The sequence below is a fragment of the Nostoc sp. genome (assembly GCF_036917755.1).
Taxonomy (GTDB): Bacteria; Cyanobacteriota; Cyanobacteriia; order Cyanobacteriales; family Nostocaceae; genus Nostoc.
The window spans coordinates 1-26,525 of sequence record NZ_JBALFC010000095.1 but is presented as its reverse complement, the minus strand read 5'-3'; the positions used below and the strand labels follow the sequence as shown (position 1 = coordinate 26,525).

Here is a 26,525-nt window from a genome sequence, read left to right as displayed (position 1 = left end):
TGGGTGGTGATTTTTTACTACTAGGTTGACCGAACTAATTCGATAAGTTATCTAAATTCGGATCTGAACTTGCTTGCTGTTCTGGTTGCAGGCTGGGGTTCGATAAATTGAGTTGCGTAATGCGTTCTAAATGCTGGCGACGCTGTTCCATGTTGGCTTGCTGAATGCCAGTGCGAACCATTTCGGGTAAAAAATCGATGACTTCTTCCGCAATGTGTTCTCTGACAGTCATGATTCGCAAAGCCAAATCTGGTTTTTCTTGCAACAGTTGCTCAATGTATGACTCACCATTCTGAATTTTGCCAGAGGAAAAGTTATGCAACCAAAGTTCTAATGGAGGATTCGTTTCGCCTAGCTGTGCCAACACTGTCCTTAGAGCCTGATAAGTCAGATAACTTTGGACAGTCTTGGCTGTGTCCTTCGCAATTTGCTTAAGATTCATGCTTGACCCCAGCCGTCAACAGTTATGAGTTAAGAAGTTAAGAGTTATGAATTATGAATTAATGTAACTCTTAACTCCTAACTTCTAACTCCTAACTTTTGATCAGACGGTATCCATCGCTTCAAACTCGAACTTGATTTCTTTCCACAGTTCGCAAGCAACGGCTAATTCAGGAGACCACTTAGCGGCTTCGCGGATAATGTCGTTACCTTCACGAGCCAAGTTACGGCCTTCGTTACGAGCTTGGACGCAAGCTTCTAAAGCTACGCGGTTAGCTGTAGCACCAGGAGCATTACCCCAAGGATGTCCCAGAGTACCACCACCAAATTGCAGCACGGAGTCATCACCAAAGATTTCTACGAGTGCAGGCATGTGCCAAATGTGGATACCACCGGAAGCAACTGCCATTACACCAGGTAGAGAAGCCCAGTCTTGGGTAAAGTAGATACCGCGAGACTTGTCTTGTTCAATGTAGTTTTCACGCAACAAGTCAACGAAGCCCATTGTGATACCGCGTTCACCTTCGAGTTTACCAACTACTGTGCCGGTGTGGATGTGATCACCACCAGACATCCGCAGGGCTTTAGCCAAAACGCGGAAGTGGATACCGTGGTTTTTTTGACGGTCGATAACGGCGTGCATAGCGCGGTGAATGTGCAGCAATATGCCGTTGTCACGACACCAACGAGCCAATGTGGTGTTGGCGGTGAAACCTGCGGTGAGGTAATCGTGCATGATGATGGGCTGTTTGAGTTCTTTAGCGAACTCAGCCCGCTTCAGCATTTCTTCACAGGTGGGGGCGGTGACGTTTAGGTAGTGACCTTTGATTTCACCGGTTTCAGCTTGAGCTTTGGTAATAGCTTCAGATACGAACAAGAAGCGATCGCGCCATCTTTGGAATGGTGCGGAGTTGATGTTTTCGTCGTCTTTGGTGAAGTCCAAACCACCGCGCAAGCACTCGTATACAGCGCGTCCGTAGTTTTTAGCTGAAAGACCTAATTTGGGCTTAATTGTACAACCCAACAAAGGACGACCGTATTTGTTTAACTTGTCACGCTCAACTTGAATACCGTGGGGAGGCCCTTGGAAGGTCTTCAGGTAAGCCACAGGAATCCGCAAGTCTTCCAGACGTAGCGCTCGCAAAGCTTTGAAACCAAATACGTTGCCCACAATGGAGGTCAACATATTAGTTACAGAGCCTTCTTCAAACAAATCCAAAGGATAGGCAATGTAGGCAATGAATTGGTTGTCATCACCAGGAACTGGTTCGATGTCATAGCAACGACCTTTGTAGCGATCGAGGTCGGTGAGCAAATCTGTCCACACAGTTGTCCAAGTACCAGTGGAAGACTCAGCCGCTACAGCCGCAGCTGCTTCTTCGGGAGGAACTCCGGGCTGGGGTGTAACACGGAATGCCGCTAAAATGTCTGTATCTTTCGGTGTGTAATCGGGTGTGTAATAAGTTAGTCTGTAATCTTGAACCCCGGCTTTATACCCAGTTTTGCTCTGAGTCTTAGTTTGAGCGTAAGACATATTTTATCCTTCTCAGAAATCTCTCTTTTACTTATCAAATCACGTTTTTTGCAACTTCGCTCATCCCGCTCTTTCCCTTCTTCAGAGCGAAGAAGATCAGGAAAAATTTTTTAAGGGTTGCTTTTAATAGAGGGTAGAGTTTTTGCTGGCGGACACTTTGGCAGGGGTGGTAATCTTCCTTACCAGTGTTTTCACCATCTAGGGGTATACAACCTAGTGCTTTTACTGTTCCCTGCTATACTTATAGCGAAAGAAAAAAGAATTGCACACCACGTAATTTGTAGCTTGTCTCACAATATATCAATAATTTGATAAGTTATTCTTTGAAAGTTTTTAACTTACCTATTTAATTTTGTTATCACAGAAAGATTTAAACATTTTGTTACAAAAACTTTACAAAGTGCGATCGATAACTCTAGGGAAGCTTTTGGGGAGTTAGGAGTTAGGAGTTAGGAGAGACGCGATTAATCGCGTCTGTACAGGAGTTAGGAGTGATAAGAATTCTTTCCCCAATGCCCAATGCCCAATGCCCAATGCCCAATGCCCAATGCCCAATGCCCAATACCCATTAAATTTGAGAAAAATTGCCGATGACGTTTAAAAAATGCCAGCTAGGGGAACACTGGAATTAACCCAAAGCAAGTTTAGGTAATAGCTATGGGTACTGTCTCCAAAGGAAATGTCACCGTGGTATTGTTTTGCAAGCGTACTAGTTTATTGATTAGTTCTATTTTGTTGGGGTTGATAGCTTTGCCAAGTATGGGATTGGCACAAAAAACCCCTGAGATTAATTCATCTGATGTAACCCCTGTTTACCCACCTTCTCCACCGCCCCCGCGAGTGCAACCCTTGCCAGATGAGCGGGGAGTGCAAGAACATTCGCCAGAAATTAATTATCGTGTCGGTAACTTACTGGGAGATGTTACAGGCAATCTTTGGGTAGGTTCTGGGCGGGGACTATCGCGGATTGATCCTAAAACCGGCAAGATTATTTCTCGTGTTAGCTTGCCAAGTGTTGCCATTGGTGCTTTAGCTCAAGACAAAGTAGGACGTTTGTGGGTGGGAAGTTCTGAGGGACTTATCCGAGTAGACCCGCGCACTAACGAAATCACCGCGCAGAATTTATTTTTGCCTTCTAAACGGGTGTTGTCTCTGTTACTTGACAAGCGGGGTTATTTGTGGGTTGGAACCGATAATGGTTTAGCTCTAATTAGTCCCGACCAAGGTTTGATTATGACAACATTAAAAAATCTGCCTGGTGTCAGCGCTAACACCCTGACTTTAGATGCTGAAGGTCAGCTGTGGGTTGGCACTCTTGATGGATTAGTGCGGGTAAATACTGCTAGTGCTGCGATTATCAAGCGGATAGCAGATTTGCCAGGGACGACTGTACAAGCTTTAGCTATTAGTCCAGAAGGATTGATTTGGGCGGGAATGCCGAATAATTTGCTTGTTATTAACCCAAAAACTGGTGCAGTGTTGCGCTCTGTAACTCGTCTGCGTGGGCGTAATGTGACAGTGGTACGTTTTGCTAAAGATGGTAGTGTCTGGGTCGGGACTAATAATGGTTTGTTACGATTAAATCCAAATACAGGAGCTGTGTTAGATGCAGAAGTTGCTGGACTTCCTTCTAGTCGGGTTCTTGCCCTTGCACCTGACATTAGCAATAAATTATGGATTGGCACTAGTGAAGGTTTAGCTTGGTTAATGCCCAAAATGGGTAGTGCAAAACCTCATATTGCTTTCAGTCATGCCGTTAAATGAAGGAGTGGGGGAGTGGGGAGTGGTGAGTGGGGAGTGGTGAAATTCCCTACTCCCTACTCCCTACTCCCTACTCCCTACTCCCTACTCCCTACTCCCTACTTAGGAAAATGGCAATCACTACCCAGCAATTAATTCAATGGAAACAACAGGGACGTGCAATTGTGGCGTTGACGGCCTGGGATTATGCGATCGCTCAACTCCTTGACGCAGCTGGTGTAGACTTAATCCTTGTGGGTGACTCTATGGCAGTAGTTCTAGGGTATGAAACAACACTACCCATAACTTTGGATGAAATGATATACCACGCAAAATCTGTGCGCCGAGGAGTTAAACGCGCATTAGTGGTTGTAGATTTACCATTTTTAACCTATCAAGAAAGTCTCCAGCAAGCGATGCACTCAGCTGGGCGGGTATTGAAGGAAACGGGCGCTCAAGCGGTAAAATTGGAAGGTGGCTATCCAGCGATCGCTGAAACTATTGCTCGTTTAGTACAAGTTGGAATTCCGGTAATGGGTCATGTAGGTTTGACACCGCAATCAATACATCAACTTGGTTTGCGACAACAGGGAAAGAGCCAGGAAACGGGAGAAAGAATTTTAAATGAAGCGATCGCTCTGGAACAAGCTGGTGTATTTTCTTTAGTGTTAGAGCATATCCCCGCAGATTTAGCAATGCAGATTACGCAAAAACTGAGCATTCCGACAATTGGTATCGGTGCAGGAATTCATTGCGATGGACAAGTTTTAGTTACTTCAGATGTCATCGGACTTACAGAGAAACGTCCACCCTTTGCCAAAGTTTATACAAACTTGCGGGAGACGATTACCAAAGCTGTGCAAGATTATGCCTTAGAAGTGCGCGATCGGAAGTTTCCATAATAGTAGAATCTGAGTTGAGGCAAAATTTCTATGACTACTACACCTGAAATACTGCCAACTACCTTACCAGACCAGACTCAGTTACCTGAGTCTGATGGCACATTTGTGTTCGCGGAGCGTGCCGGAGGCAAAAATTTTCAAGAACATCCCCAAAGTATTCTGCTTACAGATTCGATTCAACCAATATTACAAAAGCGTCATCCAGAAGGTAATTATTGCATTGGTCAAGATTCTGGCATTTATTGGCGGATGACAGACCGGCCACAAAGAGGTGCAGAAGCACCAGACTGGTTTTATGTGCCTAATGTGCCACCACTTTTAAAAGGTCAAACACGACGTTCTTATGTACTGTGGCAAGAAATTATCCCACCTTTGATTGTATTGGAGTTTGTATCAGGTGATGGTTCAGAAGAACGTGACAAAACTTCTTGGACGGGGAAATTTTGGGTTTATGAGCAAGCAATTCGACCTGCCTTTTACGGCATTTACGAAGTGCGCCACAGTCGAGTAGAAGTGTATCACCTGATAGAAGACCACTATGAACTAGTCATAGAAAACGAACGAGGACATTACCCCATCAACGCCCTTGGTGTAGAGTTAGGTATTTGGCAAGGTCGCTATCAGAATCTGGAATTACCTTGGTTGCGTTGGTGGGATGAGCAGGGAAATTTATTACTCTCTGGTGAAGAAAGAGCAGATTTGGAAAGACAGCAAAAAGAACAAGCTCAACAACAGTTCAGAGCAGCAAATTTTAATACTTGCTGACCTATGACCATATTCAACCCCGCTCAAAAGGTGGAGAAATTACCTTTTAAAATCTTTGTTCGACTTGTCGATCTTGCAATGAATTTAAAGCTGATTCAACCGAAGCTATAGACATTTTGACTGGGGAAACAACGCCTCTATTTAATCCGCGTACACAGAGATGGTCTGATAATTTTACTTGGAGTTCGGATGCTACAACAGTTGAAGGTTTAACTATTATTGGTAGGGCGACAATTGTTTGCTTGCGAATGAATAATCCAGTTATACTTGTTGCCCGACGACGTTGGACAATTAGTGGTTGGCATCCTCCTGATGATTAATTTGAAGAGTTTCTTAGCATCTGCAATCAAGATTATCTGGATCTATAGCTAAAATCAATATTAACGCGATCGCTATCTCAACTAGAAATCTCAGCTAAAAACCCCATACTTGGAGGTGCAGCAATGGTACAACAAGTCACACCAGAAACCACCATCGAAGTCATCTACCCGGAAAGCGACGGACAGCCAATGGCGGATAATACAGAACAATTTGCATGGATTGTCAAAATTAAAGAAAATTTAGAAATCTTATTTGCATCGCTAGCTGATGTATTTATCGCCGGAGATTTGTTTTGGTATCCAGTTGAAGGAAACCCTAATATTAAACAAGCGCCCGATACGATGGTAGTCTTTGGCAGACCAAAAGGAAAACGGAGTTCTTATTTACAGTGGAATGAAGATAATATACCACCACAGGTAGTATTTGAAATTCTATCGCCAGGTAACACCCTCAAAGAAATGACCAAAAAATTGCAGTTTTACCAGCGTTACGCCGTGGAAGAATATTATATTTATGATCCTGATAAGAACGATTTAAATGGCTTGCTCCGTTCTGAAGATAGTTTTGAAGTTATCGAAGAAATGAATGGCTGGGTTAGTCCGCGTTTGGGAATCCGTTTCACACTGACACCGAATACCCTGGAAATTGTTTCTTCCACCGGACAAAAGTTTTTAAGCCCCGGAGAAATTGACCAGTTACGGGAACAAGAACGCCAACGTGCAGAACGGGAACGTCAAGAAAAAGAAGCGGCTTTACAAGAATTAGAAGCGGCTTCACAAGAAAAGGAAGCGGCTTTACAAGAATTAGAAAAAGAGCGCGATCGCTATCAAGAATTGTTAGCTAAACTCAAACAAAAGGGAATTGACACAGATAATTTATAATTGCTGCTGTTGATGGTGCGTTATGCTGTCGCTACTGATGGATACTTATGATATAGGAACTAAAAATTTAACTATGGAACAACAACCGATACAAGTAATTGGAGGTGGACTAGCTGGAACAGAAGCAGCGTGGCAAATAGCCCAAGCTGGAGTGCCTGTAATTCTGCATGAAATGCGTCCAAAACGCTTCAGTCCTGCTCATCATACAGAACATTTGGCAGAATTAGTTTGTAGTAATTCCTTTGGGGCAATGGCAAGCGATCGCGCAGCTGGATTATTGCACGAAGAGTTACGCCAACTGGGTTCTATCGTTATTTCTAAAGCTGATGAACACGCCGTACCTGCTGGTGGGGCGCTAGCCGTCGATAGAGGACAATTTGGCCAAGACTTGACTCAAACTTTAGCACATCATCCTTTAATTGAATTTCGCAGGGGTGAAGTGTCTGCAATTCCAGAAGGAATTGTGGTTTTGGCGACTGGGCCTTTAACCAGCCCCGATTTAGCCGAAGATTTGCGCCGCTTTACCGGGATGGAATACCTCAGCTTTTTTGATGCGGCTAGTCCGATTATTGTGGGAGAATCGATTAATCGTGACGTTGCTTTTATGGCATCACGTTATGACAAAGGTGAAGCGGCTTATCTCAACTGCCCAATGAATAAAGAGCAGTACTTGCAGTTTCGAGAAGAACTTTGTAAAGCTGAACAAACAGAACTCAAAGGTTTTGAACGGGAAACGGCGAAATTTTTTGAAGCTTGTTTACCCATTGAAGAATTAGCACAGCGCGGGGAAGATACCATGCGCTACGGCCCCCTAAAGCCAGTGGGATTGTCAGATACTCGCACAGTGGAACGTCCTTATGCTGTGGTACAGTTGCGACAAGAAGATAAAGCCGGTCAACTGTGGAATATGGTAGGATTTCAAACTAACCTGCGTTGGGGTGAGCAAAAGCGAATATTTCAGCTAATTCCCAGTTTGGAAAAGGCAGAGTTTGTGCGGCTGGGAGTGATGCACCGCAACACTTTTATTAATGCGCCTCAGCTAATGCATCCGACTCTGCAATTTAAAGAGCGTCCGACATTGTTAGCTGCTGGACAGTTGATTGGTACTGAAGGCTACACTGCGGCGGCGGCGGGTGGCTGCTTGGCGGGAATTAATGCAGCAAGATTAGCTTTGGGTAAAGAACCTTTGGTTTTACCACCAACAACAATGATGGGTGCGTTATTGGAATTTATTAGTTCCGCTTCGCCGAAGCATTTCCAACCAATGCCGCCCAACTTTGGGATTTTTCCCGAATTGGGTGGTGCGAAAATCAAAAGTAAACAAGAGCGTTATGGACGTTACCGCGATCGCTCTTTAACTGACTTGGCAAACTGGAAAGCTAATCATAATTAATGGGCATTGGGCATTGGGCATGGGGCATGGGGCATGGGGCATTGGGCATGGGGCATGGGGCATTGGGCATTGGGCATTGGGCATGGGGCATTGGGCATTGGGCATTGATTATTAACCAAATTCGGTGGCTTTAAGTCCCCCGGTTCAATAAAAAAGCAAGTATGTTAGGCGGGGTCTAAGAACAAAGTTGAGGCAGTCCGTTGCGGAGGTTTCCTCCGTTGTCGGAACTGCCGTCAGAGCGCCGGTTTCCGGCGCAAGTAAAGCCAGTTGCTTCAAGTCGGGAAACCCGACGACAGTCGCCTCAAGTCGGGAAACCCGCCCACGGCGCTGTCTCCCCAACGCACTGGTTCGACTTTGCGCTAAATCACCGTTACAAAACTTAATTACGAATTATTTAATTATTCTCCTCTGCCACTCATTAAATAGGTTTATTATCCTTTAAAATCTTTTGCAGAGATTTAGGTAAAATATATGGCTGATATTGTTGATATTGCTGTTACGGCTGAGTCTTTCAAAACACTGGTGGCAGCTGTACAAGCTGCTGGTTTAGTAGAAACATTAAAAAGTCCTGGGCCGTTCACTGTCTTTGCACCAAATGACGATGCTTTTGCCAAGTTACCAGCAGGAACTATCCAAACTCTGTTACAGAATATTCCCCAGCTAACGCGGATTTTAAAGTATCATGTCGTTCCAGGAAAGCTGCTACAAGCTGATTTAGCAGAACTCGGTACGCTTAATTCTGTGGAAGGTTCACCCATTAAAATTAATTCTTCTGATGGTTTTGAAGTTAAAAATGCCACAGTTTTAGCAGCAGATATTGAAGCTGATAATGGTGTGATACACGTTATCGATACCGTGATTTTACCGGGTTAATTCAGCTAGGGTGGGTGTTTTCCACCCTACTTATCCAAAATTTTTATCATTAACTAACTATTGGTAGTATCAAAACACAGCCAACTATAGGACTCCTATTTGATTTTTGAACAAATTAAGTACTAATCGAAAAGGCTTATTCCCTACTCCCCACTCCCTATTCCCTACTCCCAGCCTACGCAAGTCAGTTCAATAATCAAAGCGGATTACTATAGTTTAATTTATGTTATACTTGTAAAGTGATTACTCACTCATATGTTAATGTATATTTCGTTATTTTAAAATAAAATAAAATAAATTAAATTATTAAAAAGCTAACATCTATCCCAAAAAATTAATGCTCGATTTTAACACCTTAGCTGAGTTATCTCGTGGCAACTGCATAAGTATTTGTGCATTTCTCGTACCAGCGAACTTGCTTGTCACAATTTTAACGATAAGGCTAGTAGCTTTACGTCGCCCATCGCATCAAGTGTGGCAATCTGCTGGAATTGCTAGCTTTTTCGCTTCTGTAATGATACTGCACGTATATACTTGGTTCCTGATTGGCGTGGTGATGGCTCCGACTTATATCTTGCTGTGGCTAGCAATCATCTGTTTGGTGGCTAATTTGGCTGCAATTCTTTTTCAAAGACGCTACAATAACAGCCCTAGTCTTTCCAATAACGCCTGAAATCTACACGAGTTAAGATTGTGTACTCGCGCTTTCTGATGCTGTTGGTAACAGCCGCAATGACTCTAAGCTAAAACATATCTAAGAAAGCATATTTCGATTTCATGAAAATCTTGTGGGGTGGGCATCTTGCCCGCCCTAATTCTGCAACTTAAATGCCAATTAGCTTATTTATGCTGCGATCGCGTCAGCTAAATTTTAACTTTGTCTTAAACTTACTTTACAAACAGCTTTTTAATAAATCAGTATTATATTATCTTTATCAATTGCTGACCTAGCAGAAATACATTTGCTCATCTGCCATGAGTTTTGATGCATGAACAGAAGTTTATGACCTCAACCACAACTTACACTTACGATGCCAATGGCAATGTGATATCTGAGAACATAGACAACAACAGTGATGGGACAATAGACTCAGTTATTACCTATAGCTATAACCAGACATTTTATATCCATGACCGCAACGATGACGGCATAGCTGATCAAGTCAGAACCTCTACTTATGATCCTAACGGCAAGTTGACATCCCAAAGGTATGACGACAACGGCGACGGTATCGCTGATCAGGTCTACACCTACACTTATGATGCTAATGGCAAGTTGACATTGGTAAGTCGTGACACCAACGGCGACGGCATCGCCGATAGTGTCGAAACTTATACTTATGATACCAAGGGCAACCAAACATCCCACAGCAGTGACACCAATGGCGACGGCATCGCTGATGAGATATACACCTACACTTATGATGCTAAGGGGAACCAAACATCCGTAAGTCGTGACAATAAAGGCGATCGCACAGTTAATTATATTTACACCTATACTTATGATGCCAACGGCAACAAGACATCCGAAAGCGATGATTATAAAAGCGACGGCATCGCTGATTCTGTCAACACTTATACTTATGATGCCAACGGCAAGTTGACATCCGAAAGCTATGACAGGAATGGCGACGGCATTGTTGATTCTGTCAACACCTATACTTATGATGCTAACGGCAACAAGACATCCGAAAGCTATGACAGTAACGGCGACGGCATTGCTGAAAGTGTCAAGACTTATGATGCCAACGGCAACTTAACATCCCAAAGGTCTGACAGTAACGGCGACGGCATTGCTGATTATGACATCAGGTATACTTATGATGCTAACGGCAAGTTAACATCCCAAAGGTCTGACAGTAACGGCGACGGCATTGCTGATTCTCTCCATACCTATACTTATGATGCCAACGGCAAGTTGACATCCGACAGCGATGACTTGAACGGCGACGGCATTGCTGATTTGGTCAACACCTATACTTATGATGCCAACGGCAACAAGACATCCGAAAGCGATGACAAGAACGGCGACGGTATAGTTGATTATGTCATCAGGTATACTTATGATGCCAATGGCAACAAGACATCCGAAAGCGATGACTTGAACAACGACGGTATAGTTGATTCTCTCATCAGGTATACTTATGATGCCAAGGGCAACAAGACATCCTATAGCTATGACAACAACGGCGACGGCATTGCTGATTTGGTCAACACCTATACTTATGATGTCAATGGCAACAAGACATCCGAAAGCGATGATGAGAACGGCGACGGTATCGCTGATTATGTCGAAACCTATACTTATGATGCTAACAGCAAGTTAAGATTCTCTAGCTTGGACGACAACGGCGACGGCATCGCTGAAAGTGTCAAGACTTATGATGCCAACGGCAATTTGACATCCCAAAGGAATTACTCCGATGTCGAAACCTATACTTATGGACGCGCATCTGCCAGCTATGACTTCAACAACGATGGTGTAGTTGATGCAGTTGGTATCTACAGCTACGATTTTAGCGGCAAGCTAGTCTCACAGAAGATTGACAATAATCGTGATGGTATCATTGATCAAGTGACTGCTTACAGCTATGATGCTAACGGTCAACTGATCAGCAAGACTACCACAGAAGTAAATGTGCCTGATAAAACCTTAAACGGTGGCAACTCTAAAGACATACTCACTGGTGGGGCTGGCAATGACAAAATTTCTGGTAAAAACGGCAACGACCAACTTTTTGGATTAGCTGGAAATGACAACCTAGTTGGTGGTAAGGGTAATGACATCCTCAACGGTGGTGCTGGGCGTGATACCCTCACAGGCGGTTGTGGCACTGATAAATTTGTATTTAACAGCCTGAGTGATTCACTGCTGTCTGGCTTTGATAGAATTACTGACCTTAAAATCGGTGAAGATAAAATTGATGGTCTGAATGCAGTTTCAGCTGCTAATTTGGTTCAACTTGGCACGGTTGCAAGTCTGAATCTTTTCGATGTAGAACAGATATTGACTGCAACTGCTTTTGTGGCTAAAGGTGCGGCAACTTTTACCTTTGGTACAGGTAATAATTGGCGGACTTTTCTAGCACTTAATGATAGCACAAATGGATTTTCTGCTCTCACCGATGCCGTGATTGAGATTAGTGGCTACAAAGGCAACTTAACTAACTTAGCCATTGTCTAAGTTGAGTTATTTTGGAAACTTCCCTGGTGTTGTCGGGTTGCACTCACAAATAAATCAGAAAAGATCAGAACAAGCGATCGCTTGCAGGTCAAAAATCGGTTAGGCTATACCTCAATACAGTTCAGTTAAGCATTTCTTCCTTCTCTTCCTTCTCTTCTTTGCGTCCTTTGCAGTTCGTTAAAAAAATGACTTTTACAAAGAGTTTTAGCCTTAACCCAAACGTATTAGGCTATACCTTACCTAATTAACCGAGTACCGAGGGTTTTAGTCCCCCGGTTCAAAAAATAAGCAAGTTTTGGGTCGGGGTCTAAATCCCCGTCACAAAACTTAATTACGAATTACGAATTACGAATTACGAATTACGAATTACAAATTACGAATTATTTAACGCCTCTCCATTCATGCTCAAGGATGGCATATAGCCAAGAGTCTCGCCATTCTCCCTTAATCCAATGGTGTTCTCGCAAATATCCTTCCTGCTGCATTCCGATTTTTTGCATAACTCGTGCTGAGGCAATGTTTTCTGGGTGACAAGTCGCAAAGATACGATGTAAACCTAACTCCTGAAAACCAAATGATACAAACGCTTTTACAGCTTCAGTTGCATATCCTTGTCCCCAAAATTTCTTACTAAAACAGTATCCAATAGAGCCTATTTTGTTATCAGTATCCTTAACAGATATCCGACAGATACCAATTAATTGCTTTTGGGCTTTTAAAGTTACTGCTAAGGCAAAATGCTGACGGGGTTCTTCCTCTTGCAATGAAATCTCTCTTTGCAAAAAGTTTTTGGTATCTTCTTCACTATTCGGGCCAAAGATTAAATAACGCACAACTTCACGAGCGCTAGCATATTGATGAACCTCTTGCCAATCTGATTCTACAAAGTCTCGCAGTCTGAGACGTTGGGTTTCTAGCGGTAGATTCATTTGGGAAATTCTGCACGTAACTGATTAACTACCCGATCTAATCCCACCGAATGGGCGGCTTTGAACAATAAACGATCGCCTGCTTGCACAAATGTCTTCAACCTAGCCACCAAATCAGCATGAGTTGCAAAGCACTCCGATGGAATACCTTCGGCACTAAGGGCGATCACTTCGGCATCTTGTCCATCTACCAAAACCAACAAGCCGTCTAAATTCAACTTTCGCACTGTTTCTCCCACTCGCTGGTGCAACTGCTGCGATCGCTCTCCCAATTCTTTCATTGCACCCAATACGGCAATCTTCCGCTTTCCGGGTGTTTCTGCCAATAATTGCAACGCTGCAATCATCGCTTCAGGTGCAGCATTATAAGTTTCATCTAAGATTACCACATCATTGGCTAAGGTAAATTGTTGCGATCGCCCTGTGGGCATATCCACCACCACACCTGCTTTCAGGCTTGCCCAATCAATCCCCAACACCTTTGCCACCGCTAAAGCTGCTAAGAAATTAGTCGCATTGTGACGACCGGGTAGAGGTAGAGGCAATTGGATTCCTGCGACTTCCACAGTTTCGTGATCAATTAACTGCCCTTGGATATCCCCACCAGAAAAGCCGTAAGTCAAAACTTCTCCGTGCCAAACTGAAGCCGCCGTGGTCATTAATAGGGGATTATCGTGGTTGAGAATTGCCACACTATCAGCAGACATTTCAGCTAACAACTCACATTTTGCCTGAGCGATCGCTTCTTCGCAACCCAGTAACTCAATATGCGCCGTCCCCACATTGGTAATCACTCCGATGGTTGGACGCGCTATTTGCGTCAGTTCGGCAATTTGTCCTCTACCCCGCATCGCCATTTCAATCACGGCGTAGTCATCTTCTGCGCCAAGTTCTAGGAGAGTTTTCGGGACACCAATTTCATTATTATAATTTTCATAAGTTTTGTGAACTCGTCCCTTGGTTGCTAAAACTGCGGCGATCAATTCTTTGGTTGTAGTTTTGCCCACGGAACCGGTTATGCCAATTACAGGAATGTTAAAGCGATCGCGCCACCATCTGCCAATTTGTTGATATGCCTTGAGGGTGTCTTTTACCTGTAATATCGGAAATCCCGGATTTTCGTATTCAAAATCCACAATTGCAGCTATTGCACCCTTTGCGAGCGCAGTTGGCACAAATTCATGTCCATCAAACTTATCGCCTCGCAAAGCGAGAAATACTTCACCCGGCTTCAGAGTACGGCTATCTGTTTGTATACCGCTACTTACTTGTGTTAAAGCAGTTTCAGATAAGTTTACAGTCCGGGCCAAAAGAACTTCAACCAGTTGGGTTAGGGTGGCAGAACAACGCATAAGTAATTTACAATTTAAAGTTCAAAATTATAAAATCGGATTATGACACAATACTACATTGAACAACAAGATTTGCGACTTCTTGAAAAAGTCGGGAATCTCAGCCTAGTCAGAATAACATCAAAAATAGTGCCAAAGGAGTTAGGCTTCTTTGGCACGCTTTGTTTATAAGCTATTTATATAGTTTAATTAGGTATATTTTCTATCGCCCTATCCTCGGTTTTTAATCAAGGTTACTTGCACAATTTGTATTGCTATCTCATTAGAAACACCTAATGCTTGATATAAATCATTTAAGAAGTTTTTTTCTTCTTCAGGTTCAACGCCTTCAGCTAGAACTAAATCGGTGGCTACTGCAAAAGCTGCTTCTCGCAAGTCTTGAGATAGAGAATCTTTTGCTGCATTAAATAAAGCATTAAAATCATCACCCCGGAAAATGCCCAAGATTTTTTCAAACAGTCTGTTCATCATTTCGTCGGGATAACTTTCAAAAAGTTTCATCCGGGATAGCACAGAAGTGATAGAATTTGCTTGCTTAACAGAAAGATAACCGTCTGAGGCTATTGCCATCAAGATAATGACAGCAAAAGCTTCCTCTGGATTGAGTGCTGCTTGGGTTTGGCTTTCAGTGCCCAACGCAGCGTCGAATAGACCCATTGTAGTAACTCCTTGCTTAGGGTCTCAATAGCGCTACAGTTACCTGTGTGGTTGGTGGATTTCCAGGTAAGGCTGCAACGCTGTGAGACTTTCATGCTTTAGTGTTCCCAGGATTTCGTCACGGCGAACACTCGCACCCAATGGTTTTTGGCAATAACGACATTGCCATCTGTAAACTTAGCGTTCTCCTGTCTTTTCTATTGTTTCAATTACCGCTAAACCTATACCAGAAGCTGCTATTAACAGTACTCCTGATATCAAGTAGGCGTTTGTTAGCATTCGTAGGGCTTCATCGAAAAAAATATAGGTGGTCATTGCTTCACCTTTGGAAATTTGTGCTGCTAGTACTTTTTATTTCTCCACACCCCGATAGGTGAATTTCGCTGAGAAAGTGCTAGCAATTGCATCTTAACAAAACTTTAGCTCTTTCAGAACCCGCTCAAACTTTTTCTTTCTGAAGATTTGATGAACTTTACAAAAAAGAGCATTAGGCATTGCGTGTTATATCCAAACGAAAATCGCGTCTGGATACAATGCGTTAGTATCCAGACGCGATACCTGGGGCGGGCTATACCTACGCAAATGTGGTAGTATTTAACTTTTTGAACGGATAAAATTCTTTGTTTGAATTAGCAATCAGAGATTAGGAATTAGGATTAAAATAATCCTTTCTCAGTCCTCAATCCCCAACTTGCTGTGGTGAAGATAGGGAATCCTGGACGCGACCAGTTAAAATACGGTAAGCCTGCCAACTTACCGTTGATTAATCCTACAGAACGCGCAACTAGTACCGCAAGGCGGAATTCGGAATTCGGAATTCGTAATTAATTGTTTGCAAGGGTTTGAGACATTTCAAATGGGTGGCTTATTTACGCCGTGCGGTACTAGTATTATTACTTGTTTAGATAAAAAGCAAATAAATTTATTTATGGGGATTTCAATTTTGAATTTTGTCCTTTAAAAACGATTCTTACAGAACAAAAATAAGTGAATAATCGTGATCTAAACCACAACTATCCACTCAACGTTTACTAAATCCGGGTTACTAGAAAAAGCCCAATTAGATTATTGGAACTTGGGGAAGTTCAAACCAATTAACGTGACTCAGTTCCTTGATTGGGGCTACCTGCGATCGCATCCTCTCCTGGTGCTTCTGGTGTAGCACTGGGTTTAGCATCACTCTTTTCAGCATCGCCAGTTTTGCGGATACCTTCCTCGATGGGGGTTTGGTAGCCACCAGAAGCGGTAGGCGTAGTTTCTTGATTATTAGATTTTTGTTTTTGTTCTTCAGCCATGACTATATTCCTAATCATCTATTGTTAGTATTATCTTAAGAAAATTCGGGTGTGAGTACATCTATCCAGAATCTAGTTATAGCTGATTCGCCCCTCTATCGGAAGTATTGTTTAGTACTACTCATATCTGCTGACAAAAATCCATAAATATAGAATTTGTTAACCTGAGAACGCTTGCTGCCATTAAGAGAGAACTTTGAACGCCTTTGATGTCCAAGATGCTTTTGAAGTTGCTTTATTAATAGTTGCGGGGAAATGGCAAATGATCTGAGTGGATGTGAGTAAATAATATGGTGTGATGATTGTGAGACAAACTATCAGAGTGTAATTCATGAACCAGAGCAATCTATCGTTACCATCTGGGTGTATCCTCCGCAAAGCCACCTCTGCGGATAAGTGGTCGATTCGATTGTTGGTGTTCTGGGCCAAACTCGATCCAACCCAATTAAATTGGCAGCAATTTTGGGTAATTGAATGCGATACCTACGGCGGGCAAAGCCTACGCAATCTGGTAGCTTGTGGACAGCTACGTAATTTCTCAGGGGCACAAGAACTTGGTAGTTTGGTCGTTGTATCAGCTTGGAGAGGTCGCGGTTTGGCTACTTTGCTAATCCAGCATTTGATTAATACAGCAACGCAACCACTTTACCTTGAATGTTTAGGTGAGCGACTGGCGCAGTTTTACAGTCGCTTTGGCTTTGTGCCAATATCCTTTGAAGACTTGCCACAATTTCCCAAGAGAAGTGGCAAGTCTTCGCTCAAGGAGAAATTTAGATTCTCGCACTTAGCTAAAAGGCTGTTCAAAGTTCCTGTGGTGTTTATGGAATATCGAGGTAATTCGTAATTCGTAATTCGTAATTCGTAATTAAGATATGCAGAACAGGGCTGGATAAGCTAAAACACATCTAATTTGCTCAAATTTTCTCAATATCTTGTAGGGTGGGCATCTTGCCCGCCCTGATTATGCAAATTGAATCCCGATTAGCTTACAAACTGTTTTCAATCCTTTACTCTTCCCTATTTTCAAATCGGAGGTTTAGTAAAAATTGTCAGTAAGACAGGCCCTAGTAAATAGTGGTGATTCAAACACAATAGCCCAGCAGAGGAGCCAAGAAGTTGACGTTGATTAGGGCTGTAGAGTCTAATTCCACGGGGAGAGACTGGCAATAATTGAGGTTCTGTCTCTTTTTTAGAAGTAATGTCAACTAAATAAAAGCGTCCACCGGGAGAAAGTACCCGTGCTATCTCACTAACTACCTGTTTAGGTTCCAAATAGTGCAAGAAGCTGATAGTACTGAAAACGGCATCAAATTGACCATCAGCAAAGGGAAGAGACTCAGCTTTGCCCTCGATATAAATTAAACGTGGACGGTGGCGGTTGCTCTGTCTTGCTACTCGCAACATATTCGCAGATAAATCCAATCCGGTGCCTTGCATATCGGGAAACTGAGTGGCAAGGCGCTCAAGTAAGCGTCCAGTACCACAGCCGATATCAAGTACATTTGCTGACTCTGGTAAATCGACGTACTCCAGCAATCGTTTGTGAACGGCTCGATAAAACACTGAAGGAAAGAGCCAGTCGTAACTTGATGCCCACGCGTCAAAAAGTAGCTTTTTGTTACTGAAAAAGTTATCAGTCATCAGTTTTCGCAGCTTCCTTAAAGCTTCATGCTTTTTTAGCTTAAACGAAAACAAGCCCACACTCACCTGAAAGAGAGTGTGTGTAGTATGTCACCAAAGCTCGCCGCAGGCATCGCTCTTGTTTCTGGCGCTGGCATGTTTCGATCTCGCTTGTGGTCTGAATTACCGACTCGTGGATTTCCCATTGCTCTGGTCCAAAGGATGCACCTATTGACAACATTACCTTTTTATGAACTTATCACCAATAGTCGGAGACTAGAAACGAGAGTTTGAGGGGTGCGCTTAATCTGCATTGGTGTCAACTTAAGGTTAAAAGGGCGGTTTCTAACCGCGCGCCAGTTGCTTCAAAAGTGGCTCGCCGGACGCCAGTCGCCTCAAGTCGGGAAACCCGCTCTTACCGCCTGGCTCCCCAACGCACTGGCTTGTCTACACGAGGCTTAACCCACCTTTCCTACGGAATGCTACGCGAACGTGGGTTAAGAATCGTTGATTTTGCATTAGTCCACGGAGGTGGACGTTTGTGTAGCTGCATTCGCGTCAGCGTGCCGGAGGCTCTATTCTATTCGCCCTGGCTTAATCTGGGAAAACTACGCACATCATGGTCTCTTATATTTCACAGAATTAAAAATAGCGACAATTGTCCGCTAAGGCACATTTATAATTTACATCTGGGCATAAAATCATCATTTGTTTACATGATCCGGAGGATTACAACTTTATTTTGTAGTTATATACAGCAGAATTCAGAAGTAAAACAGGGTTTATACCTCGCTTTGGGACTAATCGTTGTGTACTTCACTTTCCTTGAAATCTGCTATATATTCCGATCGCACTAGGTCAAGCTTACAAATGAATCGGGTTGCTCGCCGTGGTGTTTCTTACTTACTGTGTTTGGGATTAGTAATCACTTTAACAGTTTTTTCACTCTCTTCACTACCTGTTTATTCGCAAAAAATAAGTCCTTTAACTACAGAAATTCGCGGCGTTTGGCTTACTAATGTTGCTAGTGGTGTACTATTTGTCCCTTGGGGTATTAACCGCGCTTTAAATCAATTATCGGCTCTCAATTTTAATACAATCTATCCTGTAGTTTGGAACCGAGGACATACTTTTTATAAAAGTGCTATAGCTAAAATGACTACAGGTTCGGATACTCAACCTTTGCTCAACTTCATGCACGGTGGACAGGATGTTTTAGCAAAGATAGTGACGCTTGCTCAAAATAAAAAGTTGAGAGTCATTCCCTGGTTTGAATACGGGTTCATGACGCCGCATTATTCACAATTAGCAAGGCGTTATCCCGATTGGTTAACAATTGGGCAAGAAGGTATAAATTCTATTCAAGATGCCCCACCGGAAGAAATCGAGAATGGTTTGGTGAATAAACAGGCTTGGTTGAATCCTTTACATCCGCAAGTGCAAGAGTTTATCCAAGGGTTAATTTTAGAAGTAGTCAGGGATTACGATGTAGATGGTATTCAGCTTGACGACCATTTTGGGATGCCTGTACAGTTTGGCTACGATCGCTTCACTATTCAACTCTACCAGCAAGAACATCAAGGCAAAAATCCCCCTGGTGATCCTTTTAACTCAGAATGGATGCGTTGGCGAGCAGACAAAATTACTGATTTCATGGCAGAAATTTATCAAGCTGTCAAGGCGGTTAAACCCAAAGTTAAAATATCTTTGTCTCCTAACTATCAAGCTTTTGCCTACAAATACTATTTGCAAGATTGGGAAAGTTGGGTAAAAAAAGGTTTAGTTAGTGAGTTAATTTTGCAAGTATATCGAAATGATAAAAACTCTTTTATCGCTCAACTGGAACAACCATCTGTGAAATTGGCTCAGAGTCTAATTCCTGTAGGTATTGGTATATCAACGGGAACGATGGCTAATCCTGTGAAAATCGCACAAGTTAAAGAACAGGTTAAGGTCGTGCGCGATCGCAATTTTGATGGGATCTCCTTTTTCTACTGGGAGAGTCTGTGGGGTTACATCGTACCGGAATCACCCCAACAGCGACGCAAAGCTTTTTTTGAGATGTTTCATCCTAAAACTGTCCGACTATTAAAACCAAAGAAACTTTGATGCCATTCGCGCCGGAAAATACTAGATTTCGCTTTACATTGCTGTGGACTTTAGCTACTTTTGGCGGTTTTTTATTAAGTTTACTCTTAATTGAAGTCGGCGAAAAGCCAGATGTTGGGGTAGTAGAAGCAGCTATCGGCGGAAGTGCGATCGCACTTCCTCAAGGTTGTCTTCTCAAAGAACCGATATTTTGTATCAGGTGGATTTTGTCAAGTCTTTTAGGTTGGAGTATAATCACCGCGATCGGTATTGGTGCTGTGGGTTGGATTGTACCTAGCACTCAGATTCTTCCTCTGAAAATCCTGTCTGGGGTGATTTATGGTGCCCTTGGTGGCTTGGGGATTGGATTGGCACAATGGTTAGCAATTCCCCAGCCGATGGCGTGGCGATGGATATTTGTCTCTTCAGCAAGTTGGGCTGTTGCTGTCCCCCTGGGTTCTGCTGTCGGGATGATCTTGCACCGCCTGACGCAGTTATTCTTAGGCGAAGTCATGGGATTAGCCATTACTTGGCTGCTGGTTGGTATGCTCACAGGAATGAATGCTCAGAAATTGCGATCCTAACTCTCCACTCCCCATATTAAGAATTATAAACTTAATTGATGTATACTGATGCTTGTACTGAGATATATGCAAGAATCTTAAGAAACTGTTAAAAATAAATTTCAGTAAGTTTGGCCTAACCTGCAAATGTATTTTCGCCTTCAAAAAGCAGGATTTGTGAAGCTGACTCCTACTTAGCTTTCCTAGATTTCTGATCAGAAGTAGAGAAAGATGCAAATTTCGATGAGCAACGGCTGACAAGACCTTGCTATAGGCGCTAAAGTGCATCTACTACAAGCGTAACGACAAGAGAGCGCCTAGAAAAGTCAGTAATACCAGACAGGGACTCTCGCATGAATATAAATCCAGTGGAATCAACTATAGAGTTGACAAAATTATCACCTCCTCAGATTCTCTTTGGCACAGAAGTAGATGAGAAAAGCAGTAGCGAGCAGTTTCTACTGAGCATGTACGATTCTGTGCAGGCATCAATATTTGTAGTGGATGTGCTGGAGGACGGAGACTTTCGGTATGTGGCACTTAATCCCACTCATGAGCGGTGCATAGGTATTCGCTCAGACGATCTCCGGGGGAAAAAACCAGAGGATATTCTCTCTCCCATCGATGCTGCTAAGGTGCGTCAGCATTATTCTGACTGCGTGCTATTTGGCAAAACTATTTCTTACGAACAATGTTTGCAATTCCAGGGAATTCCTACTTGGTGGAGTACGACTCTCACCCCACTCAGGGATGCTAACTCTCGGATTTATCGACTGATTGGTACTAGTAGCAATATAACGCCTGTGAAGCAAGCAGAACAAGCAGTTGGACTCCAGATTGAACGAGAGCAACTCTTAGAAGCGATCGCCGGACGGATTCACCAATCTGTAGAATTAGAGACAATTATCCAGAAGTCCACCAAAGAACTGCGGCAGTTTTTGAATTGCGATCGCGTGCTAATTTATCGCTTCGAGGCTGATGGCAGTGGACTAATCATAGCCGAATCAAGTGTGGCTCCCAGCGATCGACTATTGGGAAAAAAGATCACCGATCCCTGTTTCAGTCGCAAACATCGAGAACACTACGGACGAGGTTGCATTCAAGTTTTGGAGGATATTTATGCAGCAGGCTTGCATTCTTGCTATGTAGATTTCCTAGCATCTTTGCAGGTGAGAGCCAATCTAGTCGTACCGATTTTCCAAGAGCAAGATATGTGGGGACTGTTGATTGCCCAGCATTGCCACGAACCGCGTCAATGGCAGCAAACAGAAACCGATTTGCTCAAGCAGTTGGCAACTCAAATCGGCATTGCTGTTCGGCAGGCAGAACTTCATCGGCAGATCAAGGATCTCAAAGCCAAGATGGAGTCGCAAAAACAGAAGCAGATCAATCAGTTGCAGCAGGTGCGAAACTTTCAAGCCTTGGTGCAACGCATGACAGAACAAATCCGCGATAGTCTGGTTGAAACTCAGGTGTTGCAGACTGTTACCCAGGAATTAGCACAGTTATTGAACCTTGAACATTGCCAAATCGAACTCTATAGCACCTGCCAAACCCTGGTTACTATTGCCTACGAGTACAGCACGAACCTACCCCAGTGTCAAGGATTGACTAGACAGATTGCAGACCGTCTGGAAGTTTATCAGATTCTGTTGCAAAAACAACCATTGCAATTTTTGGAAATTGTTCCAGGATGGCAACCAAAGTTGTTGGTTATGTCCCAGATGGCTTGTCCAATTTTTGATACTCAAGGGATTTTGGGAAATATTTGGTTGACAAGACCATCACAAGAGGGCTTTGATGAATTTGAAATCGAGTTAGTGCAGCAAGTTGCAAATGAATGTGCGATCGCTATTCGTCAAGCCCAGCTTTACAAACAAACCCAGGCACAGGTAAAAGAACTAGAAAAATGCGATCAGCTCAAAAACCAATTTCTCAGAACTCTGTCCCAGGAACTGCGGACACCAATAACTAGCATCAGCCTTGCAGTCCAAACTCTCGAAAGTGTCCTCACACCAGCAGAAATATCAAATATAGAAATAGTTCCGCAACTATTGCAGATTCTGCATAACGAGTGTGGGCGAGAAAGCAAGTTAATTAACGACCTACTCACACTCACATATCTCGAAGCCGAACCCGAACCCCCAACTTTGATTGCCATTGACTTACAAAGCTGGCTTCACCCCATTGTCGAGTCTTTTCGAGATATCACCAGCTGTCAGCGACAACACTTAAACCTGACCGTTGATCGGGCGTTGCCGCCTTTAGAGACAGATATCACCGATTTGGAGCGGATTGTCACCGAATTGCTCAACCATGCCTGCAAATACACCCCAGCAGGCGAATACATCACAGTCTCCGCTCACCTCAGAGGGGATGCAGTAGAGCTTAATATTACCAATTCGGGAATAGAGATTACCAGCAATGAACTCTCACGGATTTTTGAGCCTTTCTATCACCTTTCCAAACATGATCCTTGGAAACATAGCGGTACTGGACTGGAATTGGCATTAGTGCAGAAAATGGTCAGACATTTAGGCGGCTCAATTTATGTAAAGAGTGCAACAGGTCAAACCACCTTCACCGTCAAATTTCCCCTTTAATTTGTTTTTTGGGCGCGGCACTAGCAAATCTGTCAGAAGTTTGCTATGATCGATATTCGTGTGGGTGACTAGCTCAACGGTAGAGCAGTAGACTCTTAATCTATTGGTTGCGGGTTCAAATCCCTCGTCACCCACTTCTTCCAGCCCTCCACAATTTACCTTTGCCTAAATCTTGACTAATTGGAGTTGATAGCACGCTCCAAAAGCCCCGACCTGCAAGGATAAACAACACTAAACCTTTGACTAATTTAAATAAAAACGCCTGTTGTCCAGTGGAATATCTAGTGTGTCCACTGGCCAGGTAAAATATGAAAAACTTTCCTTATGACTCACTATTACAAGCTAGAGGAACATACGCCCGTTGCTGTTGATTTTGATGAGTGGGTGACTTGGCGAACATTTGCTAATACGCAAGTCATACTTTCTGTCGTTTACGACTCAGTAAGTATCTCAACAGTCTTTTTAGGGATAAATCTTGGTAGCTCTGAACGCCCTATGCTTTTTGAATCACTGGTAACAGGAGGTAGCTTAAATGGGAAGAAACGGCTTTACACCGATTGGGACGACGCTGTAACAGGTCATTACAACTTGGTTATAGAATCTATCGCTAAAACCCCAGTGTGACGAAATGAAGATTATGCCCAATGCCCAATGCCCAAATTACTAGAGTGAATCCCCAGAAGAGTTATTGCCGGATCTTGAAATCGTTCGTTTGCCGCAAGAAGCCCTGAAGCTCTTTTATGCTGCCTTTAATGGCATTAAACTCGCCTTCCGATCTTTCCCACTTATGCTTAATTTGCTCTTCCAAACCATTATGACTTAAAAGATTTGCATCCTTATAATTGACATAATCCTGTAGGTGTATGTCAAACCGTTTGTCTAGCTCCTTAATTTTTTCAGCGTTGCTGGCGTGCAATTTCAAAGCTTCTTGGATGCCATCAACTGTAAATGAAATTTTATTTATTTTGCTAATAATGTTGATAGCAACTCCAGAGAGCATTATTAGGCTACCAATAATCCCTATAAATATCCCTGTATCTTGAAGTGTAAAGTCTGCTCTAGGACTCGTAGAAACAACAGCTATTTGGGCTTTTGTAATAATCATTTAAATCGTTGGAACTACCGCCGCTTTGATAATATCTAAATCTTGCTGAATAATGCTAATATCGTCGGGTGCGTCATATTGATAAACAGCTAAATTGCATGAAACAAACCACCCAGGGATATTGATTTCTATCTGATAATCATTCAACAAATTGTCAGTGATTACCAGATTAAAACGACTCAGAAATAATGGCTTTCGATCTTCAATATATATTTCACCTAGAGCCGAGTTAGCAAAACGAGAAACACTACCAGCGTAAAACCATTGCCTACCAACAGGAATCATTGTATTTACAGAAATTCCTAATACTGCTTTATTGAAAATTACCGCAGGACGAATTGGTGTAATTTTAGTGTAGTGATTACTTCCAGCAGTTGCTATCACTACACTAGGTATAGATATTGAATACATCAACTGCCAGTTAGATGCAGTAGATAAATTCAAGTTTCTAGTCATTTAAAGCAAACCTGCGACTCCTTCGATTATGCCTGCAATGTCTGCAATATCACCTGGGTTTAAAGTCGGAAGCCCTGGTATAATAGAGTTACTAGCACGATGTAATGCACCAGCCCATTGATATTTTCTCAATGTTGGAGAAATTACCCCATTAATATTTGCTGATTGTTTGCTACTTTTTAAAAAATCAATGAATTCATGAACTGCAACATTCTCTGATACACCAATTGAAATGCTTCCTAATTGGCGGCTATCAGTACCATTATTAGCACCACTTCTTTGTTCAGATGCCTTGTCCTTGGGAACTTTAATCTTTGTTCCTGCCTTCAAAAGAATGGTATAACTCTTAAAACGAAAACCTGCGCGCTTGGTAAATTTCTTGCCTACAGTGAATTTATTAGTACCTTTGAAAATACCATATATTGGATAAATTGGAGTTAGTCCAAACCAAAACCCAAACGGTTCTTTGAGCAACAATCGACCACCTAATGCGGGTATGTCATACTCAAGACGAGCGCCACGCACAGGACCTTTTCCACTACCACTAACAGCTTTAGTTACTGTATTAACTACACCTGCAACGTCTCCGGCCAAATTAATAATTTCACCAATACCAGCCATAATTTGCTTTCCAAAAATTTAATAAATTATAAATCACGTCTACCTTGAAAACTATAGGTTTCAAAATAGACTAGATTTAATTAAAGAAAGGTTTGAACGCCATCAACTAACTTTCCTGTAATCGCATTATCAGTTAAAGCAAGAGTCAACTGACCTATTACTGATTTCGTTTCATAATTTACAGCAGTAGTTGCACGATTAGAAACAGCAGCAGGATTTGCTGTATTATAAATATTTTCTAGCGATGTCAACAGAACTATTAAAGACATTGCTTGCTTTTCTAGGCTTGGATAGGCAAAAAATTCTGTAGCTTGTGCAGATCCTAATACTATAGGTGATGCCATAAAAATGTCGTAAAGTACTTTTTTAAGATAGCTTTATGATCTCAAAAAAGTCGTTAGTAAATACACTTAACATCTGGTTAACAGGGTCGTAGATACTTAACCCTCTACGAACTTTCTCGTTTATTCTCAATTAAAAATAAGCTACCCAATCGGGGTTGAGACTTCGTAAACCTTGCGAGAAATACTTAGCTTGTTTAGGGCGCATCTCTCTAATTTCTATTGGTTGCCCATTACGATCTCCTATTTTTGAAGTTGCCCCGCTCAAATAGCTTGGAACTATCCAAGGCTTTAATGCGCTAATAACTCTCAAGCATTCTTCTTTGTCTCTACAATTAACTATTAATTTTGAATTATCGCTAAGTGTTAATATTCCCTCACAATTACCCTTTATGTAGCTAACGATGGGCGATTGCAACCATCTAGATTCTGCTTGAGGGTGCGGGACTGTGATTGGATACCCTGGCGGACCGACTTTATCATTTTGAAGTAATTCACCAAATTGTAGAATTACCTGAGGGCGGTGTCCCTCTGGACGAATTTGCCACCATTCCGGCACTCCAGCAATACTTTCAATCTTTTTACATTGCAGTCCTTCAATGTTAGCTAATTGATTAAATTGTAAGATTATTTCATTTTCAGTCCCTTTAATAGCCCCAATTTCAATTAATTCAAATTGGGGTTTTTCTTCAATACAATTTTTGAAAACTTTTACAGGTATTTTGACAATTTCCACTTCGTCCTCACTGCTAACACCATCATCTCCTTTGTCACCCTTGTCACCTTGGTTTCCGGCATCACCCTTATCACCTTGGTTTCCGGTGTCACCCTTGTCACCTTGGTTTCCGGTGTCACCCTTGT

The 26,525-nt window shown here is 42.6% G+C and carries 27 protein-coding genes, 1 tRNA gene and 1 pseudogene; 15 read left to right on the top strand and 14 right to left on the bottom strand.

Going from position 1 to position 26,525, the window contains the following annotated elements; all coding sequences use genetic code 11:
* Positions 1–34: 34 nt before the first annotated feature.
* Positions 35–442 (bottom strand): RuBisCO chaperone RbcX, encoded by a 408-nt coding sequence (gene rcbX, locus V7L05_RS20530; RefSeq protein WP_335166690.1) that lies wholly within the window; start codon positions 440–442, stop codon positions 35–37.
* Between the two features lie 102 nt (positions 443–544).
* On the bottom strand, positions 545–1,975 hold the full coding sequence (locus V7L05_RS20525) for a form I ribulose bisphosphate carboxylase large subunit (protein ID WP_292830887.1): 1,431 nt from the start codon (positions 1,973–1,975) through the stop codon (positions 545–547).
* 657 nt (positions 1,976–2,632) lie between these two features.
* Here V7L05_RS20525 and V7L05_RS20520 point away from each other — a divergent pair.
* From V7L05_RS20520 to trmFO, 6 genes are all read left to right on the top strand, one after another.
* A complete protein-coding gene (locus V7L05_RS20520) occupies positions 2,633–3,739 on the top strand; it encodes a ligand-binding sensor domain-containing protein (RefSeq protein ID WP_335166688.1) in 1,107 nt (368 codons plus the stop codon).
* A 107-nt stretch (positions 3,740–3,846) separates the two neighbouring features.
* Positions 3,847–4,617: a 3-methyl-2-oxobutanoate hydroxymethyltransferase gene (panB, locus tag V7L05_RS20515; protein ID WP_335166711.1), complete on the top strand. Its 771-nt coding sequence runs from the start codon at positions 3,847–3,849 to the stop codon at positions 4,615–4,617.
* A 30-nt stretch (positions 4,618–4,647) separates the two neighbouring features.
* Positions 4,648–5,382, top strand: coding sequence for a Uma2 family endonuclease (locus V7L05_RS20510; protein WP_335166686.1), 735 nt, complete (start codon positions 4,648–4,650; stop codon positions 5,380–5,382).
* 116 nt (positions 5,383–5,498) lie between these two features.
* Positions 5,499–5,702: a hypothetical protein gene (locus tag V7L05_RS20505; RefSeq protein ID WP_335166684.1), complete on the top strand. Its 204-nt coding sequence runs from the start codon at positions 5,499–5,501 to the stop codon at positions 5,700–5,702.
* Positions 5,703–5,825: 123 nt separating this feature from the next.
* Positions 5,826–6,584, top strand: a complete 759-nt coding sequence (locus V7L05_RS20500) for a Uma2 family endonuclease (RefSeq protein WP_335166682.1) — start codon at positions 5,826–5,828, stop codon at positions 6,582–6,584.
* A 73-nt stretch (positions 6,585–6,657) separates the two neighbouring features.
* Entirely contained in the window at positions 6,658–7,977 is a 1,320-nt protein-coding gene (trmFO, locus tag V7L05_RS20495) for an FADH(2)-oxidizing methylenetetrahydrofolate--tRNA-(uracil(54)-C(5))-methyltransferase TrmFO (protein ID WP_335166709.1), read from the top strand.
* On the opposite strand, the gene V7L05_RS20490 is transcribed toward trmFO, so the two are convergent.
* Positions 7,939–8,082 carry a hypothetical protein gene (locus V7L05_RS20490; protein WP_335166680.1) on the bottom strand — a complete coding sequence of 48 codons (144 nt, stop codon included), beginning with the start codon at positions 8,080–8,082 and terminating at the stop codon, positions 7,939–7,941. The two genes, trmFO and V7L05_RS20490, sit on opposite strands and share 39 nt — an antisense overlap.
* A gap of 366 nt (positions 8,083–8,448) precedes the next feature.
* Between V7L05_RS20490 and V7L05_RS20485 the strand changes: the two genes are divergently transcribed.
* The 3 genes from V7L05_RS20485 (at position 8,449) to V7L05_RS20475 (ending at position 12,034) form a co-directional block, all read left to right on the top strand.
* Entirely contained in the window at positions 8,449–8,850 is a 402-nt protein-coding gene (locus V7L05_RS20485) for a fasciclin domain-containing protein (RefSeq protein WP_334953254.1), read from the top strand.
* Between the two features lie 337 nt (positions 8,851–9,187).
* Positions 9,188–9,523 (top strand): hypothetical protein, encoded by a 336-nt coding sequence (locus tag V7L05_RS20480; protein ID WP_335166678.1) that lies wholly within the window; start codon positions 9,188–9,190, stop codon positions 9,521–9,523.
* A 330-nt stretch (positions 9,524–9,853) separates the two neighbouring features.
* The gene (locus V7L05_RS20475; protein ID WP_335166676.1) at positions 9,854–12,034 is read left to right on the top strand and encodes a bluetail domain-containing putative surface protein; all 2,181 of its coding nucleotides are present in this window, start codon (positions 9,854–9,856) and stop codon (positions 12,032–12,034) included.
* 380 nt (positions 12,035–12,414) lie between these two features.
* On the opposite strand, the gene V7L05_RS20470 is transcribed toward V7L05_RS20475, so the two are convergent.
* The 5 genes from V7L05_RS20470 to V7L05_RS20450 all read right to left on the bottom strand — a co-directional run bounded on the left by V7L05_RS20470 (position 12,415) and on the right by V7L05_RS20450 (position 16,267).
* Entirely contained in the window at positions 12,415–12,963 is a 549-nt protein-coding gene (locus V7L05_RS20470) for a GNAT family N-acetyltransferase (RefSeq protein ID WP_335166674.1), read from the bottom strand.
* Complete coding sequence (locus tag V7L05_RS20465; protein ID WP_335166672.1) at positions 12,960–14,315, bottom strand: UDP-N-acetylmuramoyl-tripeptide--D-alanyl-D-alanine ligase; 1,356 nt, start codon at positions 14,313–14,315, stop codon at positions 12,960–12,962. Before V7L05_RS20465 ends, V7L05_RS20470 begins: the two co-directional genes overlap by 4 nt.
* A 210-nt stretch (positions 14,316–14,525) precedes the next feature.
* Positions 14,526–14,972: a tellurite resistance TerB family protein gene (locus V7L05_RS20460; RefSeq protein WP_335166671.1), complete on the bottom strand. Its 447-nt coding sequence runs from the start codon at positions 14,970–14,972 to the stop codon at positions 14,526–14,528.
* Between the two features lie 177 nt (positions 14,973–15,149).
* Positions 15,150–15,287: a hypothetical protein gene (locus V7L05_RS20455; protein ID WP_334948809.1), complete on the bottom strand. Its 138-nt coding sequence runs from the start codon at positions 15,285–15,287 to the stop codon at positions 15,150–15,152.
* A 779-nt stretch (positions 15,288–16,066) separates the two neighbouring features.
* Positions 16,067–16,267, bottom strand: a complete 201-nt coding sequence (locus V7L05_RS20450; RefSeq protein ID WP_335166668.1) for a hypothetical protein — start codon at positions 16,265–16,267, stop codon at positions 16,067–16,069.
* Between the two features lie 331 nt (positions 16,268–16,598).
* Here V7L05_RS20450 and V7L05_RS20445 point away from each other — a divergent pair, with 331 nt between their 5' ends.
* Positions 16,599–17,111, top strand: a complete 513-nt coding sequence (locus V7L05_RS20445; protein WP_335166666.1) for a GNAT family N-acetyltransferase — start codon at positions 16,599–16,601, stop codon at positions 17,109–17,111.
* A 179-nt stretch (positions 17,112–17,290) separates the two neighbouring features.
* Here V7L05_RS20445 and V7L05_RS20440 read toward each other — a convergent pair whose 3' ends face one another.
* Complete coding sequence (locus V7L05_RS20440; protein ID WP_334948815.1) at positions 17,291–17,908, bottom strand: class I SAM-dependent methyltransferase; 618 nt, start codon at positions 17,906–17,908, stop codon at positions 17,291–17,293.
* A gap of 849 nt (positions 17,909–18,757) precedes the next feature.
* Between V7L05_RS20440 and V7L05_RS20435 the strand changes: the two genes are divergently transcribed.
* From V7L05_RS20435 to V7L05_RS20415, 5 genes are all read left to right on the top strand, one after another.
* Positions 18,758–19,996, top strand: coding sequence for a glycoside hydrolase family 10 protein (locus tag V7L05_RS20435; RefSeq protein WP_335166664.1), 1,239 nt, complete (start codon positions 18,758–18,760; stop codon positions 19,994–19,996).
* Entirely contained in the window at positions 19,996–20,559 is a 564-nt protein-coding gene (locus V7L05_RS20430; protein WP_335166662.1) for a hypothetical protein, read from the top strand. Before V7L05_RS20435 ends, V7L05_RS20430 begins: the two co-directional genes overlap by 1 nt.
* 332 nt (positions 20,560–20,891) lie before the next feature.
* Positions 20,892–23,141 (top strand): PAS domain-containing sensor histidine kinase, encoded by a 2,250-nt coding sequence (locus V7L05_RS20425; protein WP_335166660.1) that lies wholly within the window; start codon positions 20,892–20,894, stop codon positions 23,139–23,141.
* A 62-nt stretch (positions 23,142–23,203) separates the two neighbouring features.
* A tRNA-Lys gene (locus tag V7L05_RS20420) sits at positions 23,204–23,275 on the top strand.
* A gap of 190 nt (positions 23,276–23,465) precedes the next feature.
* A complete protein-coding gene (locus V7L05_RS20415) occupies positions 23,466–23,765 on the top strand; it encodes a hypothetical protein (RefSeq protein WP_335166658.1) in 300 nt (99 codons plus the stop codon).
* Positions 23,766–23,826: 61 nt separating this feature from the next.
* On the opposite strand, the gene V7L05_RS20410 is transcribed toward V7L05_RS20415, so the two are convergent.
* The 5 genes and pseudogenes from V7L05_RS20410 to V7L05_RS20390 form a co-directional block, all read right to left on the bottom strand.
* The gene (locus V7L05_RS20410) at positions 23,827–24,246 is read right to left on the bottom strand and encodes a hypothetical protein (protein ID WP_335166656.1); all 420 of its coding nucleotides are present in this window, start codon (positions 24,244–24,246) and stop codon (positions 23,827–23,829) included.
* A complete protein-coding gene (locus V7L05_RS20405) occupies positions 24,247–24,702 on the bottom strand; it encodes a hypothetical protein (RefSeq protein ID WP_335166655.1) in 456 nt (151 codons plus the stop codon).
* On the bottom strand, positions 24,703–25,323 hold the full coding sequence (locus V7L05_RS20400; protein WP_335166653.1) for a hypothetical protein: 621 nt from the start codon (positions 25,321–25,323) through the stop codon (positions 24,703–24,705).
* 80 nt (positions 25,324–25,403) lie between these two features.
* Complete coding sequence (locus V7L05_RS20395) at positions 25,404–25,667, bottom strand: hypothetical protein (RefSeq protein ID WP_335166651.1); 264 nt, start codon at positions 25,665–25,667, stop codon at positions 25,404–25,406.
* A 130-nt stretch (positions 25,668–25,797) separates the two neighbouring features.
* A pseudogene (locus V7L05_RS20390) lies at positions 25,798–26,525 on the bottom strand (hypothetical protein); the annotation flags it as partial.